An 18,098-nucleotide genomic window follows, 5' to 3' on the forward strand; every position below is an offset into this window, starting at 1 on the left:
CCTTCGCCTTCGACCGTCATTCTTGTGAATCTATAAGCACGAAACCGCCGGAGCGATGAATCCGGCATGTGCCGGCAACGCCAATCCAGTAGGTTCCGAATGAGATTCTTAGTTAAATCCAATCGATATTCATTACGTTCAAAAAGTTATTAAATAATAACGTTTCTCATTCGTCTTTCTCCACTATAGGGATCATTTGCCTCAAACTAAGTTCTGCCAGGAGTTCATTGATGGGTATACAGCATGAGCAAATTCAGGAGCCATCCGCTCATGTGACACCATTGAAATCCCGCCCTGATGGAACCCTCTATGTTGCAACGCTTTATGGCAATACGCTGCTGTTGCAGACCGTTGATGGAGAAGAAAATCCATCAAGGTGGAAACTGACCCAGCAATCTGGCCAATTAAAGCTGGAATGGACCGATACTCATTCTGGCATGCCGGATACGGCCGAATTGCTGGCAGCGCTCGAAGCCTCCTTTACCCGTTATCCCAATCAACATCAGTTGAACCTCGTGGCACCCGTTGGGCAGGCCGACGAATTACTTCAATCCGGGGTTTTACTCAGAAACGGGAACAATCACCCAATTGCCTATAGTGAGCTTTTCTGGCAGCAAGCCAGAATCTGGCTCCCTTCACCTCAGCCATACGCCTTTCCCTCATCTTACGTCTTCAGCCAGGGCCGTCGCCACCCATTGAGACCACCTAAACCGGCCGGTATCGTTTATCAACGGCACATTCCATGGCTTGACCGCACGCTTTCCTTCCGGGCCGTGAATATCGAATACGATCTGGAACGCTTCAATCGCTGGATGAATGATCCGGTGGTAGCACACTCATGGGGAGAACAAGGTGACCTTGCCAAACACCAGACCTATCTGGAAGGCATCGCTGCCGATCCGCATACCATCGGGCTTGTTGGTTGTTTTGACGACGAAGCATTTGGTTATTTTGAAGTTTACTGGGCGAAGGAAGATCGGATTGCTCCCTTCTACGATGCGGACGATTTTGACCGCGGCTGGCATGTACTGATCGGAGAACCCCACTTTCGGGGCAAGCCTTTTGTTACCGCATGGATGCCATCCCTTTCCCATTACCTGTTTCTCGATGATTGCAGAACGCGGCGCATAGTCATTGAACCTCGTTCGGATAATTACAAGATGATTCGCAATCTAGTCAAATGTGGCTACGCCAATCTCAAGGAGTTCGACTTCCCTCACAAACGCGCCATGCTCAGCATGCTGTTGCGGGAGCGCTTCTTTGTTGAACAATTGTGGGTTCCCCGCGATGCCGTAGCAATGTCAATCTCCGCCACTCCGCTCTGAGGATATCGCCATGCAAATTCATGACCTGATCGGTATTGGCTTCGGCCCATCCAATATTGCGCTTGCCATTACCCTGGAGGAAAAAAAACAGCATGGGTTCAATGTAGACGCGTTCTTTATCGAAAAGCAGCCGGGTTTCGCCTGGCACGCCAACATGATGCTGGATAACACGCATATGCAGATTTCCTTCCTGAAGGATCTGGCGACCATGCGAAATCCTTCAAGTTATTTCACTTTTATCAATTACCTGCATCAGAAGCAAAGGCTGCAAGACTTTATCAACCTGAAAACTTTTTTTCCAAGCCGACACGAGTTTAACGACTACCTGGCCTGGGCCGCGTCGCATTTCAATGATCGCTGTGCGTATGGCGAAGAAGTTTTGGAAGTCCTCCCCGAAAAACGAAATGACGAAGTCGCACTCCTGCGCGTGCGCTCGCGTGATTCGGACGGCGCGATTCATGAACGGCTCACCCGCAATCTTATCGTTGGTGTCGGCGGCATGCCCAGCATTCCCGAGTGCTTCCTGTCTTTAAAAGGCGATCCACGCGTGTTTCATTCGAGCGCATACCTTCGTGAGATCGCACAGCATGGCAGTGCCAAAAAGATAGCGGTCGTAGGAGCAGGTCAAAGCGCCGCGGAAATTTTCATGGATTTACACAATCGCCCCGGCGCTCCACATGTCGACCTGATCATGCGCGCTCGTGCAATCAAACCGTCGGATGACAGTCCCTTCGTCAACGAAATTTTTAATGCCGATTTCACTGAGTTCGTTTTCAGCCGCTCCGATGAGGATCGCGTCGCACTCCTCGACGAGTTCTGGCACACCAATTACGCAGCACCCGATCTCGTTCTGATAGAACAAATTTTCAATGTTTTCTATCAGCAAAGAGTCACGGGCAATGAGCGCCACCACTTCCTGCGTCGTCACGAAGTGGTCAGCGCCAATCTTTTGCCGGAAGGCATTCAATTGGTTCTGCGGGATCTGAATGCCGGTCGCGAGCATGTTACCACCTATGACGCGATCGTACTTGCCACTGGCTATAACCGGGACCACCACAAATCGCTATTGAAACCACTTTCGCCTTATATGGGCGAGTTCGCGGTCGACCGTCAATATTGCTTGCAGAGTACACCAAACTTTCGGCCCGCCATTTTCCTGCAAGGTGCCTGCGAATCGAGCCACGGTTTGAGCGATACCCTACTTTCGGTCACTGCGGTTCGCACGGATGAGATAGGACAAGCATTGCTGGGCGTAGTCAATCAGCCCGGAGCAACGCAAGCAGATAATCCAATACGGGCGGTTGCCGGCCGGTAAATTTTTTATTTCTTTAGTTTAATGCAGTCAATTCCACACTTTTTTTAACCACGAGCAACTACAACTATGAAAGCCTACACAAAAACCAACATAGGGCTGAAACACCTGAAACACACTGTAATTTCACGTGCCCTGCAGTACACATTCCTGGCTTTATCCGTCACCGGTTATGCCCATGCGCAACAGGCTGGCACCGAATCGGCCAAACCGGACACGAAGGGAAAGCCAGTCGCCCCGAGTGTACTCGATGCACAGGAAAACAATCCCAAACCCGCGGACGCTGGAGGGGCGGCGGTGCTGCCGACGGTGGTGGTCAAGGATACAGGACACATTCCTGGCTATGTGACCACTCGCACGCTGAGCGCGACAAAAACCGACACACCGATTATCGAAGTACCGCAGTCCATTTCCGTCATCAATCGCAATGAGATGGATATGCGCGCCGTGAACCTCAATATCACTGAAGCGCTGCGCTATGTGCCGGGAGTCGTGGCCGATCAATTTGGCTTTAGTGGACAAGGCTTCGAGTATCTGGGCATGCGCGGCTTCAATGTTCAAACTACTGCGAATTTTCGGGATAATTTGAACCAGGCAGCGACGGGGGTTTTTTTCGGTGCTTTTATTACCGACCCGTATGCGCTTGAGCGGATAGACGTATTGCGCGGCCCCTCCTCAGTCATGTTCGGCCGCGGCGATGCGGGGGGGATCGTGAATCGCGTCACCAAGCTTCCCACGGCTACCCCGATCCGCGAATTCGAAATCCAGTATGGCAATTTCGATCGCAAGCGGGTCTCCGCCGATTTTGGATTGGCCAATGCGGATGGCACGCTCATGTTCCGCCTTGTCACTTCAGCCCTTGACCAGGACACTCAGGTCCGCTTTCCCAATACCAATGGAGACCGCGCCGGAATCAGGCGTTTTTATATTGCTCCGTCGCTGACATGGCGCCCCAGCGACAGGACATCCATTACGCTTTTTGGTGATATCCTGAACAACCGCGCTGGTGCCGGGGCATTTTATCCAGCAGCACCCGTAGGGGATCCATTCGGGAGCTTTAGCAACACTCCTACCAATGCGGTGCAGGGAGATCCCGGGTTTAGCCGGTACTCCACAAACCAGGCTTCGTTCAGCTATAAACTTGAACATCACTTCAACCAGACCTGGACCATACGGCAGAATTTTCGTTACCAGAGCCAGAGCGGCAATTTTAGGGATTTAACCTCGATCGGATATCTCCCGGATGATTTCAGCGGTCTTCTGCTACGCTCGGCGCTTTCAACCACAGAAAAAATTAATCAGACTGTCCTGGATACGCACCTGCAAGGCAAATTAAGCACCGGGCCGGTAAATCATACGGTGCTGGTTGGAATCGACTGGAACCGCATGAATTCCACAGCCTTGAAATTTACGGGAGATGCGCCGAGCCTGAATGTATTCAATCCCGTATATTTCCAGCCGGTACCGACACCCACTGATCTGAATACCGATGCGAAGCAAAGGCTCGACCAAGTCGGCTTCTACATACAAGATCAGATCAAATATGAAAAATGGGTTCTCACCCTGAGCGGCCGTCATGACAGGGTGTCTAACAACACTGCAGGCGTATTTCCATTTCTCGCCGACTTAGGTGAAAACCCTGTACAAAATTTCCAAAATAGAGATTCCGCCTATACGGGCAGAGCCGGCCTGACATATCTTTTTTCCAACGGAATCGCGCCCTATGCGAGTTACTCGCAATCGTTCCTGCCGCAAGCTGGACTAGCCGACGGCGCACCATTCGATCCTACCCGCGCTTCCCAGTACGAAGTGGGGATCAAATACCAGCCGGTGGGCACCAGAAACCTGTTTACAGTGGCGCTGTTCGAACTGACGAAAACCAATGTTCTTACTGCCAATCCGAATGTGTCTTCGTTTGCTAATCAATTTATACAAGTAGGGGAAATTCGTTCTCGCGGCGCGGAAGTGGAAGCACGGGCGGAAATTTTCCGAGGAATGAATTTAATCGGGGCTTTCACCTATAACGACGTCAAGGTGCTTGATGGTGCCGATGGTACTGTAGGCAAGATGCCGATTCGGGTCCCCAATACGACCACCTCAGGCTGGCTCGATTACAACTTCGATGCATTGAATATAAGCTGGCTGAAGGGTTTCGGTATTGGAGGCGGAGTTCGCTACGTGGGCAGGGTGTTTAACGATGAGGAGAATACCAGCACCACGCGATCGTTCACCCTCTTCGATGCGGTTGTCCGCTATGACCACGGCCCTTGGCGTTTCTTCATCAATGCGAACAATATATTCAATGAAAAATACTATTCGGCAAGTGCTGGCGGAAATTTTTTCCGGGGCACGGAACGAGTGGTTATTGGCACACTTAAGCTTAATTTTTAACCAATTACCCTCATAAGTCGAGATATATACGATGCCGCTTGACCCGGATCTTGCCGCGTTTCTCGAACTGGTCGAGGCTGGCATCGCCAATGGTGCGCAACCGCTGCACGAACTGTCATCTGCACAAGCGCGTGCCCAGTACGATAACTCCACGCTGGCACTTGATGCCGAAGGAATGGATGTCGCCAGCGCAAAATCCATTGTGATCCCATGCCGGGATGGCAATCAGATCGACGCGCGGCTTTATATACCTGCTATCCCGGCCCATGATGGGACATTGTTACCTGCGCTGCTCTATTTTCATGGCGGCGGGTACTGTGTTGGCGGCCTGGATTCACACGATTCCCTCTGTCGTGCGTTGTCCGCACTCACCCCCTGCTGCGTACTGAGCGTTGCATACCGGCTTGCCCCCGAGCATAAATTTCCCACGGCTGTTGACGATGCCCAGGACGCCTATCTATGGCTGCTTTCGAATGGGTCCACGTGCGGAATAGATACCCAGCGTATCGCAGTGGGTGGCGATAGCGCGGGGGGAACGCTGGCAACGGGGTTGACGATCGCTGCGCGTGACGAAGGATGGCTGCAGCCCGTATTACAAGTACTTCTTTATCCTTGCACCAGTGCCTGGCAGGACACCGGATCGCACAGCCGCCTGGCCCAGGGATATCTGCTTGAAGCTCTGACGCTACAATGGATGTTCAGCAATTACCTGCGCAACGCCGAGGATCGTACGGATTGGCGTTTTGCGCCCCTTGAAGTGGTTGACCTAAGCAGGCTTGCCCCCGCATTTATCGCATTGGCCGAATATGATCCGTTGGTGGACGAAGGCGTCGCATATGCGGATAGACTGAAGGCGGCAGGCGTTTCCACTCAGCTCAAGGTCTATGAAGGAATGACTCACGATTTTGCCCGTCTCGGAAATATCGTGAACGAAGCCGAACTGGTACGAAAGGATATATCGCAGGCGCTTGCGAAAGCATTTTCTTCCCAACTTCCTGAAGGGGAAAACTGAACGCTTCTTTCCAGTTTTCTGTGAAACTTGAAAGGGCTACTTGGCATGATTTAGCCAGCCACCCTGCTCTCCGTAGCCAAGGGCGGAATCGCTGCCAGCGCAGATACTATCCCCAGTAACAGAGCTTCCTCCCGCACGATGGCAAAATGGTCAGCTTCGAGTTCGATGGAAAGCAACTTATCTTGATCTATCTGCGAAGCAAGCGCATCCCGGTCCGGCAATGGACGTTCGGCCGCCCACCAGCATGTTGGCCGGCCTTGCAAAGCAGTCAATGCGGAAGATTGTAGCGACAGCGCTTTCAATTGACGCGCGACGGCAAAGGTATGCGCCAATTCTTCTTTTCCCATGTCAGTATAGCCTCCTATTGCTTGATCGCCTTCTGTACGCCCTCTCATCCTTTCGGTTAGAAAAAGTTTTTCCAGCAAGCTGGAAACTGCCTGTGCTTCCGTCATTTCGCCACCGGATGAATCGGTGTCCATCTCGCTTAACGTCATGCCTGGGATAACCACAGAGATGAAATCGGAGAAATCCTGGCGCCAGTTATCGGGCTGGGGTTGCTCGATGCCCGGAATAAAGGGATCAATCAGGCCGAGAAATGCTACCATTTGCGCATCTGCCTCCAGGAATGCAGCGATCATGGCTGCCAGCGTGCCGCCCAGAGACCAGCCAGTCAAATGATATGGCCCTTGCGGCTGGATGCGACGGATCATCTGACAATAGTCTGCCGCCATTTTTTCAAGCGAACTATCCTGGTGTTGAGGATCCGTCAGCATGCGGCAAGGAAGACCGTATACTGTCCGTTCACCCTGAAGCAAGCGTGCCAGAGGCTGATAGTCGAATACCGTGCCCAGTCCCGCGTGAATGCAGAATAGTGGCGCTGCCTCTTCGCACGGCTGATTGAGTGCCAGCAGCGGCTGGACGTCTTGCGGAGCCAGTATATCCAGCCCGAGTAAACCCGCGATGGTGGGACGCTGCATCAGGTCGCGCAGTTTGAAGTTGAGTTTGACACCGGGCAGATTGCGCATCTTGGCCATCACTTTCAGGCTCGATAGCGAATCTCCACCCAGCGCAAAAAAGTTGTCGGTTTCTCCCACGCGCTCGACGCCAAGCACTTCCTGCCAGATTTTTGCCAGCATCCTGGCTTGGTCGGTCGAAGGCGCGCGGTAGCTCAGACCGATAGCAACACCCGGTTCCGGCAACGCATTACGGTCGAGCTTACCGCTGGGTAATCGTGGCAGGGTCGCGAGCGTCATGATATGCGCGGGAAGCATGTAGTCAGGCAGGCGATTGCCGAGCTCCTGCTTGAGCCGCCGAGCAAGGTCGGGCGGCGGCAGGTCATCCATCGGCACCACATAGGCAACCAGCTGGGCGCCCGTTGCACTCTCGTGTACGATAACTGCTGCATCGGCTATTCCGATTGCTTCACGTAAACGGGCCTCGATTTCGCCCAGTTCGATGCGGAAGCCGCGAATCTTTACCTGATGGTCGACGCGGCCGATATACTCGATATTGCCGTCATTCAGCCATCGCACCAGATCTCCAGTGCGATAGAGACGTCCGCCATTGCCGTCGAAAGGATCGGCAACGAAGCGCTCGGCTGTCAAACCGGCTCTGCCTAGGTACCCGCGTGCCAATCCGTATCCGCCAATATAAAGCTCACCTACTGTACCCATGGGCACCGGTTGCATGTCGACGTCCAGCACGTACGCGGTACGCTCACCCACGGGACGGCCGATGGGTGCATAAACGCAATCAAAACTGTTTCTGGCCTCGGTCTTCCAGATCAATGGCGTAACGACCGTTTCGGTGGGTCCATAGCCATTGATCAGGATACGCGGCCGCAGCGTTTGCCGGATCAGGTCATACGAGGCCTTGGGCATGGCTTCACCGCCGAATACATAGAGCTCCACCGGCGGCGGATCATTGCGGGGCGCAGCCCATTCCGCTACCTGCCCCAGGTAGGCGGGTGGAAAGGCAGCGTTGGTAATACCATAATGGTGCAGTGCATCGTAGGTTTGTTCAGCGGTCCACAATTCCTGGTCGCGTACCGCGAGTCCCGCACCGACAGTGAGTGCGGTCAGCCAGCGCTCATGGGCCCCGTCAAAAGAGAATGACATGAAAAGCAATTCGCATGAATGCAAGCTCATGCCATAAATCTCGGCAGTGGCCTGGCAGTGCATCGACAGCGGGCCATGCGTCACTGCCACCCCTTTGGGAATGCCTGTGGAGCCCGATGTGTAAATGACATAGGCGAGATTATGCTCATTAACCGAAACCTCGGGATTCGAATCCTGCTCAGCATCGAGATAGGTTGAATCCAGTATCAACGTTCGCACCCCGGTGGTGATTACAAGCTTGGGCAATACATTGTTTTGCGTAATGAGAAGGGACAAGGCGCTATCATCCATCATGAATGAAAGCCGGTCAGCTGGATATTCCGTATCCAACGGCACATACGCCCCTCCGGCCTTGAGTATGGCAAGCAGCACCACAATCACGTCGAGCGAACGCTCCATTGCCACACCCACCCGGATTTCCGGGCCGATATCCATATCGATCAGGTGATGTGCAAGCCGGTTTGCCCGTGCGTTCAGTTCGGCGTATGAAAGCTCCTGTTCACCCATCAATAGCGCGATAGCGCCGGGTTGCACCCTGGCATGATGTTCAATCAGGCGATGTACCGGCTGGTACGAACGTACCGGGGTGCTGGTCGCAAGATCATGCGTATTACATCCTAATGAAATTACTTGATTAAACTCTTTGGCTCCCATCCATGGCAGTTCGCCTAGCGCCCGTTCCGGATGGGCCATCATTTCCCGCAGCAAAAATTCCATATGGCTTCGCAGCTCCAGCACGAAGTCATCCCTAAAATCATTTCGTCCGTATGAATATTCGATCTCGATCGTGTCGCCGACAACGACTTGCAAGTCCATCGCGTAACCGGTCAGGCCCTTGCCTTCAATATCACCAAAATGAAGACCATATAGTTCATTACTGCGCAACGTCTCGGCGATGGGATAGTTCTCGAACACAACGATACTGTCGAAAAGAGGCTGCCCGGGCGAGCCTGCCCATCGCTGGATATCGGCTAGCGATGTATGTTCGTATTCGCGTAGTCTTGCATTGACACTTTGCAGCATAGCGAGATGCTCACTCACCGTCAAATCGCTGCGCCGCTCAACCGGAACCGGAATGGTGTTGATGAACAATCCGAGAATCTCATCGGATTTTGGTAAATTCGGCGACCGGCCGGCCACGGTAACCCCAAATACAACCGTATCCTTTCCGGTGTAGCGTTGCAAAAGCTGTCCCCATGCTGCCTGTACGAGCGTGTTGAGCGTGACTCGTTCCCGCTGCACGAATGCCTGCAATTTCCCGGTTTCTTCACTACTCAAATGCGTATAGATCTGGGCATAGCCAGTTCGCTTATCCAGGCCGTCCGCTTTCGCTGTCGTCCGAAGGGCGTTCGATAGCAAGGTTGCGCCCTCGACCTGTTTGAGCTCGGTTTTCCAGAAAGCTTTGGTCGCTTCTGCATCCTGTTGCGCGAGCCAGCGCACATAATCACCATAACCCGGACCCGGTGCGTCAAGGGTTTCGCCGGCGTAGGAGCGCAGCCAATCGCTGATCAGCATGGAGTCGCCCCAGCCGTCCAACAGTATGTGATGCTTCGTCCACACCAGCTGATGACAGTTTTCATTCAAGCGGATAAGAGTCAGCCGCGCTACCGGAGGGGTGAGGAAATCAAATTCACGCTTCAAGTCTTCGTCCGCATAAGCGGCAATCCGCGATTCCAGCCCATCCATTCCGCGCCAATCCAACTGCATAACAGGAGTATCAGCCTGCTTGAATATAATCTGCAGCGGGCGTGCCAATCCAGCTTGCCACAAGAAACCCGTGCGCAATACCGGATGCCGTGCGACCATGGCTCGCCATGCGTCCGCGAGGCGTTCAGGGTCAAGACCCTCCACCGCAACACTGAGCTGGGTCACGTAGAGTCCCGTGCCCGGTGCTTCCAGGGTATGAAACAGCATCCCTTCCTGAATTGGCGCCAGGGGATAAATATCCTCGATCTCATTCTCTCCAAACGGCAGTGCAGTGATCGCCCCGATATTCAGATAGTCGCGCAAGTAGCCTCTCTCGGGCTTAACTGCCACCACCTGTACGGGTTCAGCTACTTCCGCAAGAACGGCCAGCGCGGCAATGGTCTGCCGTTCGAACAGTTGCCGGGGGGTGATCTTCCAGCCCGCACGGCGTACTTTAGTCACTATCTGCAAGCTGAGTATCGAATCGCCACCCAGCTCAAAGAAGTTATCATTGCGCCCCACCTGCCCGACACCCAGCACATCGGCCCAGATGCCCGCCAGTACTTCTTCCACCTCGCCCTGCGGCGCCTCATAATGGTCGATGCTGGTAAATTCCGGCTCGGGCAGCGCCTTGCGATCCACCTTGCCGTTCGGATTCAGCGGCAAACGCGCCAGCACCACGATCGCCGCAGGAATCATGTAATCCGGCAACGCCTGGCCCAGCGCCTCGCGCAGCACGGCATTGTCAATGCTGGCGCCCGCTTGCGCGGAAACATACGCTACCAGCCTGGCGCCCCCTGTTACACCGGGCCCTTCCCCCGCAACCACCACCGCTTCCCTTATCTCGGGCTGTAACAGCAACTGCGCTTCGATTTCTCCCAGTTCAATGCGGAAGCCTCGAATCTTGACCTGATGGTCCAGTCGCCCCAGATACTCGATCTGTCCATCCGCTCGCCATCTCGCCAGATCCCCCGTGCGGTACAGCCGCCCTCCCTTCTCATCAAAGGGGTCGGCAATAAAACGCTCCGCCGTCAGTCCGCCACGATTGAGGTAGCCGCGCGCCAGTAAATCCCCCCCTATGCACAATTCGCCCGCAACCCCCGGTATGACGGGAGTCAGGTTGGCATCAAGCAAGTAAATACTACGCCCGGCAAGCGGCGTACCAATGCTTACCTGCATCGGCACGGAATCATCGCTCGAATAACTGCCGCAATCCAGGGCGGTGGCCGTCACGGTGGCTTCGGTCGGACCGTAGGTGTTAAGCAGGGTAATGCCGCCGAGCCCGGCCTCACGCCAGGCTTTGATGCCTTCGGGCGACATGGCTTCGCCACCCGCGTGCACCTGCCGCAGCAGCCCATAGTCCCGTGGACCCTGCCGGGCAAAGTCCTGGGCCAGCAAGAACCAGTAGGCGGTGGTGAGATCCGCAACCGTGATGCGTTTATTTATCAGCTCGCGATAGAAGGTGTCACTGTCCCATAGCTGGGGACCGCGCAAGACAATGGCTGCACCTGCGCATAAGGGCGGGAAAAACTGTTCGATGAAACCATCAAAATTGATGGTGGAAAACAGCAGCATCCGGTCGGCCGCGCTCAGGCCAAAGAAGCCGACCGCTGCCTGGGCATGTTCGGCCAGGGCATGGTGCGCCAGCCCCACGCCCTTGGGCTTGCCGGTAGAGCCGGAGGTATAGATGACATAAACAAGATTGTCCCCGTGCACGGGGATGGCGGGATTGCCTGCCCCTTCCCCGCTCACATCCAGCGTGTCCAGTTCCAGCACCGCGCACTGCGCCGGGTGCGGGATGCGCGCCCTGATATGGCTTTGCGTCAGCAGCAAGCCAATGCCGCTGTCCGTCACCATGTAGTCCAGCCGCTCCTGCGGATACTCCGGGTCCAGCGGCACATACGCACCCCCCGCCTTGAGGATCGCCAGCAGGCCAACGATCATCTCGATCGAGCGCTCCACCGCGATGCCCACCCTGGTCTCGGCCTTGACGCCCAAGCCGATCAACCGATGCGCCAGCCGGTTCGCCCGCCGGTTCAATTCCGCATAGCTCAGCTCGGTGTCGCCAAAAATCAGCGCGACACCCTCGGGACAGGCTTCCACCTGCCGTTCGATCAGACGGTGCACCGGCTCGGCATTCGCATAGCGCTGCTCGTTGACTCCCCATGCCTTCAGCTGCGCCTTCTCCTCTCCACTCAGAATATCAATGTCGCCCAGGATGCGTCCTGAACCCTGCACAATTTCGCGGAGTAACCTTTCCACCTGTGCCGCGATGCGGCTTATATTAATCTCCGAGAAATCCTTACCGGTGTAGCTATATTGAAGATTGAGCGTGTCTGCCTGTGTTACCGACACAGTCAAGGCATAATTGGTAACTTCCCGGCTTCTGACGGCGGAAAAGACGAGTTCGCTTGATGCGAATTGCTGCAAAGCCTCGTCCATCGGGTAGTTTTCGAACACCAGAATACTATCGAATAACCCCTGGCCGCCCTGCCCTCCCCAGCGCTGGATTTCATACAATGGCGTATGCCCATGTTCACGCAAGGACAGATTCTGCGCTTGCAACTCACGTAGCCAAGCGGATATCTCTTGCTCTGGATCCAGCATCGCGATCACAGGCAGAGTATTGATAAAAAGCCCTAGCAACCGGTCAGCCCCTGGCAAATCATCCGGCCGGCCCGCAATGGTTACGCCGAAAGCAACTGCTGGCTGGCAAGTGTAACGATTCAGGAGCAATGCCCAGGCGGCCTGTATCAGGGTATTGACGGTGACGCGCTCGCGCCTTGCGAAATCGATTAAACCCGCTGTAGCAGTGCGCTCAATTACACTTGTGTATTCGCCGTAACCAGAATCTTCGCCATGCGCGGAGAAAGCATCAGCCAGTCGGGTTGGCTCGCCCATGCCGCGTAGTTGTTCCCGCCAATGGATCTCCGACGCATTCATATCGCGGCTCTGAAGCCACTCGATGTAATTGCGATAGCGACCTCCCGATGAAGACAGTCTCATTCCGCCATACTGCTGCAACACTTCGCTCATCAACTGGGAAGCACTCCAGCCATCCAGCAGCAGATGATGAATGGTCCAGATAAAGTGATACTTCTTGTTGGCAAGGCGCACCAATGCCAAACGCATGAGCGGGGGTTGTGTCAGATCGAAACCGCGAGCGTGTTCTGACCGGGCCAGCGCCTGCAGATCCTGTTCCTGATTCACTGATTGCCGGCTTGACTGGTCTTGCCAATCATATTCCGTCAGCGGCAGCTCAATAGCTCTGGCTACCCACTGAAGCGGCACATCACGCTGATGCAGGAAGCCTGTGCGTAATACGTCATGACGATCCACAGCAGCTTGCCACGCCGCCTTGAATCGCTCCACGTCCAATCCTTCGACGTCGGCTCTCAACTGATTCACATAGAGACTGCCGTCGGAATCATATACGCTATGAAACAGCATTCCCGATTGCATCGGCGAAACCGGATAAAGATCATCAAGCCGTTCTGCTGGAATTGGCAAACCATTTAGCTCATCTTGCGTGACCTGAATCAGGGGAAAATCCGATGGCGTGGTGCCCCAGATCCCGCTGGTGCAATGGGTAATCAATCTTTCGAGTTCAGCCTGATAGTCCTTCACAAAGGACTTGATCGTGGCTTTGGCATAGCGAGCTTGGCTATAACTCACTTCCAGGCTGAGTTCACCCGCATAGACGTGACCATTTATGGATATGTCATGGGTCGGCACCACGGCTGCATCCATTAAATCACCGGCAGGCTCGGTCGCCAGCGTCCACGATGCTTCGTCAAAACTGGCATCGAATTGTCCCAGGTAGTTGAAGACCACTTCCGCCTTGGGTACGCATGCCAAGGCCCGCCGCTGTTCCGGCGTACCGTGGTATTTAAATAAGCCATAGCCCAATCCCTTGTTGGGTGGTTGCCGCAGGCTCTCCTTGATACGCTTGATCCTCTGTTCCAAATCACCGGAGGGATCAAGGATCACCGGATAAAGACTGGTAAACCAGCCCACCGTTTGCGAAAGATCGATGTCCGCATATAAATCTTCGCGTCCATGACCTTCCAGATCGACCAGGATCTTCTCGTGTCCGCTCCACCGGCATAAGGCGCTTCCTAACGCGGTCAACAAAAGGTCATTAACCTGGGTACGGTAGGCCGCGGGAGCTTGCTTGAGCAAGGCTTGCGTCTGCCTGCGGTCGAGCCCGAGGATAATGCTGACTTGATGATGAACGTTGTTCGGGCCTTGCGGATAATCCTTAGGCAGGGAAACGGGTATATCTGCCAAGCCTTGCCAGTAAGGTAGTTCATCCCCATGGCTATGAACGTAGCTCTGGAGCCGTTGCGCCCACATCGGATAGCCGCTCGTCTTTTCGGACAGCGTGATCGATACCCCTCTCCGATATTGATCATAGGCATTCTGCAAGTCTTCAAGCAGGATACGCCAGGAAACACCGTCAACCACTAGATGATGAATAACCAGCAGCAGTCGCTGGGTACCATCGCCCATTTCGATGACCAGAGCTCGCAATAGCGGGCCTTCCGTCAGATTCAAGCTGCGTTGAGCCTCATTGCATAACGCCTCGAACTGCTCGGTACTGGCAGCATGACGTACCCATGGCACAACCTGCAAATTTTGGGCAACAGGTTCGCCGCAAGTCTGTTGCCAGTTGCCGGCCGATTGTTTTACATAGCGAAAACGGAGGGCATCGTGATGACGCACCACGGCTTCCAACGCCCGAGCCAGGCATTCGATATCCAGAAGCTGGCTGCTTTTGAGCAGCACGGCCTGGTTCCAGTGATTCCGGACAGGAATTTCCTGTGCGAAGAATTCAACCTGGATTGGGAGCAGCGGCACGAGGCTGCTCGCACCCGTTGAAGTGTTTCCTATATCTTTCTGTATCGTTTCAGCCAGCCCTTCTGCCGGGGCGACCACTACGGCCAGCGCGGCAATGGTCTGCCGTTCGAACAGTTGCCGGGGGGTGATCTTCCAGCCCGCACGACGTACTTTGGTCACTATCTGCAAGCTGAGTATCGAATCGCCACCCAGCTCAAAGAAGTTATCATTGCGCCCCACCTGCCCAATACCGAGCACATCGGCCCAGATGCCCGCCAATACTTCTTCCACCTCGCCCTGGGGCGCCTCATAGTGGTTGATGCTGGTAAATTCCGGCTCGGGCAGCGCCTTGCGATCCACCTTGCCGTTCGGATTCAGCGGCAAACGCTCCAGCACCACAATCGCCGCAGGAATCATGTAATCCGGCAACGCCTGGCCGAGCGCCTCGCGTAGCGCGGCATTGTCAATGCTGGCGCCCGCTTGCGGGGAAACATACGCTACCAGCCTGGCGCCCCCTGTTACACCGGGCCCTTCCCCTGCAACCACCACCGCTTCCCTTATCTCGGGCTGTAACAGCAGCTGCGCTTCGATTTCTCCCAGTTCAATGCGGAAGCCTCGCACCTTGACCTGATGATCCAGCCGCCCCAGATACTCGATCTGTCCATCCGCGCGCCATCTTGCCAGATCCCCCGTGCGGTACAACCGCCCTCCCTTCTCGTCAAAAGGATCGGCAATAAAACGCTCCGCCGTCAGTCCGCCACGATTGAGGTAGCCGCGCGCCAATCCGCCACCCCCCAGATACAATTCACCTGCGACGCCCTGCGGAACCGGATTGAAATCAGAATCAAGAATGTAGGCCGACCGATCCCCGACGGGATGACCAATCGGCATATAGGCGGACTCAAATCTAGTACCAGGATAAGCTTTAGAAATCAAGGGAGTAATAACTGTCTCGGTAGGACCATAGCCATTGACGATGCGGGGGGGCTGAAGTACCTCTTGCACGAAATCAAAACTGGCACGAGTCATTGCTTCGCCGCCAACGGTATAGGAGCGGATCGGCAAACTGCGGCCGGCATTACCTATTAGCTCAGCCAATTGATGCAGATAACCGGGTGTAAAACAGGCGATGGTTATCCGATGCTTCGCAATCTCGGCAACAGTGCGATCAACAGACCAGATATCATTGTCACGCGGCATCAATGCCGCGCCGAAGGCCAGGGGTACAAGCCAGCGTTCGTGCGCACCGTCAAAATTGATCGATGCAAACTGAAGCTCCCGATCCGCTGCCGTCATACCGTAAACTTCACCGATAGCCTGGACATGCATCGACAGAGGCCCATGGGCTACACCCACGCCCTTGGGCTTGCCGGTAGAGCCGGAGGTATAGATGACATAAACAAGATTGTCCCCGTGCACGGGTATGGCGGGATTGCCTGTCCCTTCCCCGCTCACATCCAGCGTGTCCAGTTCCAGCACCGCGCACTGCGCCGGATGCGGGATGCGCGCCTTGATATGGCTTTGTGTCAGCAGCAAGCCAATGCCGCTGTCCGTCACCATGTAGTTCAGCCGCTCCTGCGGATACTCCGGGTCCAGCGGCACATACGCACCCCCCGCCTTGAGAATCGCCAGCAGGCCAACGATCATCTCGATCGAGCGCTCCACCGCGATGCCCACCCTGGTCTCGGCCTTGACGCCCAAGGCAATCAACCGGTGTGCCAACTGGTTCGCCCGCCGGTTCAGCTCCGCATAGCTCAACTCGGTGTCGCCAAAAATCAGCGCGACACCCTCGGGACAGGCTTCCACCTGCCGTTCGATCAGACGGTGCACCGGCTCGGCATTCGCATAGCGCTGCTCGTTGACTCCCCATGCCTTCAGCTGCGCCTTCTCCTCTCCACTCAGAATGTCAATGTCGCCCAGGATGCGTTCAGGATGTTCGGCCAGTTGCTGGAGGAGATGAAGATAGTGTGCACCCAGCCGTTCAATGGTGGCCGCTTCGAACAATTCGGCGGCATAGCTGAACAGGGCCCCGACTTGCCCATCCGGCCGTTCGGTGGTGTCCAGCGTCAGCTCGAACTGGGCCGCCTGTTCCTCCACCTCATAACCGCCTAAGGTAAGTCCAGGCAAGCTTTCCAGCAGGCGATGATCCTCGCGCAGGTGGTTATACATAACCTGGAATAAAGGATTCTGGTTCAGGTTGCGTTCAGGCTGGAGGGCTTCCACCAGCTGTTCGAACGGCAGGTCCTGATGTGCCTGCGCACCCAGCGCCGCTTCACGTGCCTGGTCAAGCAGGACCCTAAGGGAGGCGCGGCTGTCGATACGGTTACGCAGCACCTGGGTGTTGACGAAGAAGCCGATAATGCTTTCAACCTCGATCCGGTGGCGATTGGCGATCGGAACGCCCACGCGTATGTCATCCAGCCCGGTATAACGCTGCAGCAAGGCCTGAAAACCGGCCAGCAGCGCCATGAAAAGCGTGGCGCCCTGGCGTTGGGCCTGACGCTGCAATCCCGCCACAAGAGCGGCCGGCAATACAAAGGAAAAGCGCGCTGCGCGATAGCTGGCGGTGGATAGCCGGGGGCGATCGGTTGGAAGCTGCAATACCGGGTGTGTGTCCCCCAGCTGGGCGCGCCAGTAGGCCAGCTGCCGGTCTTTCTCCCCCGCCTCCAGCCAGTTGCGCTGCCATACGGCATAATCGGCATACTGTATCGGCAGTGCCGGCAAGGAAAGCGCCTGTCCCTGCACGCACGCACGGTAATGGGCGGCAAACTCGTCAATGATGATGCGCTTCGACCAGTCATCCGTGACGATATGATGCATCACCACAACCAGCAGGTGCTCTTCCGGCGCGGTCTTGATGAGCACCACCCGCAGCAGCGGGCCTTGCGTCAGATCAAAAGGCGTTGCGTTTATCCTCTTCACTTCTTCATGCGCACGCACCGCGCGTTGGGTAGGTGGGAGATCACACAGGTCAACCACCGGAATATCCAGCTTCTGTTCCGTTTCGATGATCTGCTCGGCCATCCCCTGATCATTCGCCCGGAAAACCGTGCGCAGCGATTCATGCCGCATCACCAATGCATCAAAACTCGAACGCAACGCTTCAATATCCAGTCTTCCCGTTAAACTCAACGCACCACTCAGGTGATACGCCGTGCTCAATGGCTCCAGCTGCCATAAAAACCAATGCCGCTGCTGCGCGTAGGAAACTAATGGGTGCGTCGAGGAATCTCTGCGCGGGATGGTTGATTCGGACCGCGTGATGGCACCTGAACCTGATAAACGCTGCGCAAGCCGATTGCGTTGCTCAGGAGTCAACCGTACACGCCGTTGCGCAAGGTCGTCACTATTCATAAACAGCTCTGTGCAGGGACATATAACCACAATGACAAAACTCTACGTGGTCACTGATACAA

5 protein-coding genes are annotated in these 18,098 nt (G+C 55.3%); 4 read left to right on the forward strand and 1 reads right to left on the reverse strand.

What is annotated here, in order from left to right; genetic code table 11:
- The first annotated feature begins 230 nt into the window (after window positions 1–230).
- The 4 genes from BLO43_RS13970 (at window position 231) to BLO43_RS13985 (ending at window position 6,040) form a co-directional block, all read left to right on the forward strand.
- Entirely contained in the window at window positions 231–1,325 is a 1,095-nt protein-coding gene (locus BLO43_RS13970) for a GNAT family N-acetyltransferase (protein WP_090907594.1), read from the forward strand.
- Window positions 1,326–1,335: 10 nt separating this feature from the next.
- A complete protein-coding gene (locus BLO43_RS13975) occupies window positions 1,336–2,640 on the forward strand; it encodes a lysine N(6)-hydroxylase/L-ornithine N(5)-oxygenase family protein (protein ID WP_090907595.1) in 1,305 nt (434 codons plus the stop codon).
- 66 nt (window positions 2,641–2,706) lie between these two features.
- Window positions 2,707–5,028, forward strand: coding sequence for a TonB-dependent siderophore receptor (locus BLO43_RS13980; RefSeq protein WP_090907596.1), 2,322 nt, complete (start codon window positions 2,707–2,709; stop codon window positions 5,026–5,028).
- 31 nt (window positions 5,029–5,059) lie between these two features.
- Window positions 5,060–6,040 carry an alpha/beta hydrolase gene (locus BLO43_RS13985; protein WP_090907597.1) on the forward strand — a complete coding sequence of 327 codons (981 nt, stop codon included), beginning with the start codon at window positions 5,060–5,062 and terminating at the stop codon, window positions 6,038–6,040.
- A 50-nt stretch (window positions 6,041–6,090) separates the two neighbouring features.
- On the opposite strand, the gene BLO43_RS13990 is transcribed toward BLO43_RS13985, so the two are convergent.
- The gene (locus BLO43_RS13990; protein WP_090907598.1) at window positions 6,091–18,036 is read right to left on the reverse strand and encodes a non-ribosomal peptide synthetase; all 11,946 of its coding nucleotides are present in this window, start codon (window positions 18,034–18,036) and stop codon (window positions 6,091–6,093) included.
- Between the last annotated feature and the right edge of the window lie 62 nt (window positions 18,037–18,098).

The sequence above is a fragment of the Nitrosospira sp. Nsp13 genome, from assembly GCF_900101945.1.
GTDB lineage: Bacteria > Pseudomonadota > Gammaproteobacteria > Burkholderiales > Nitrosomonadaceae > Nitrosospira > Nitrosospira multiformis_D.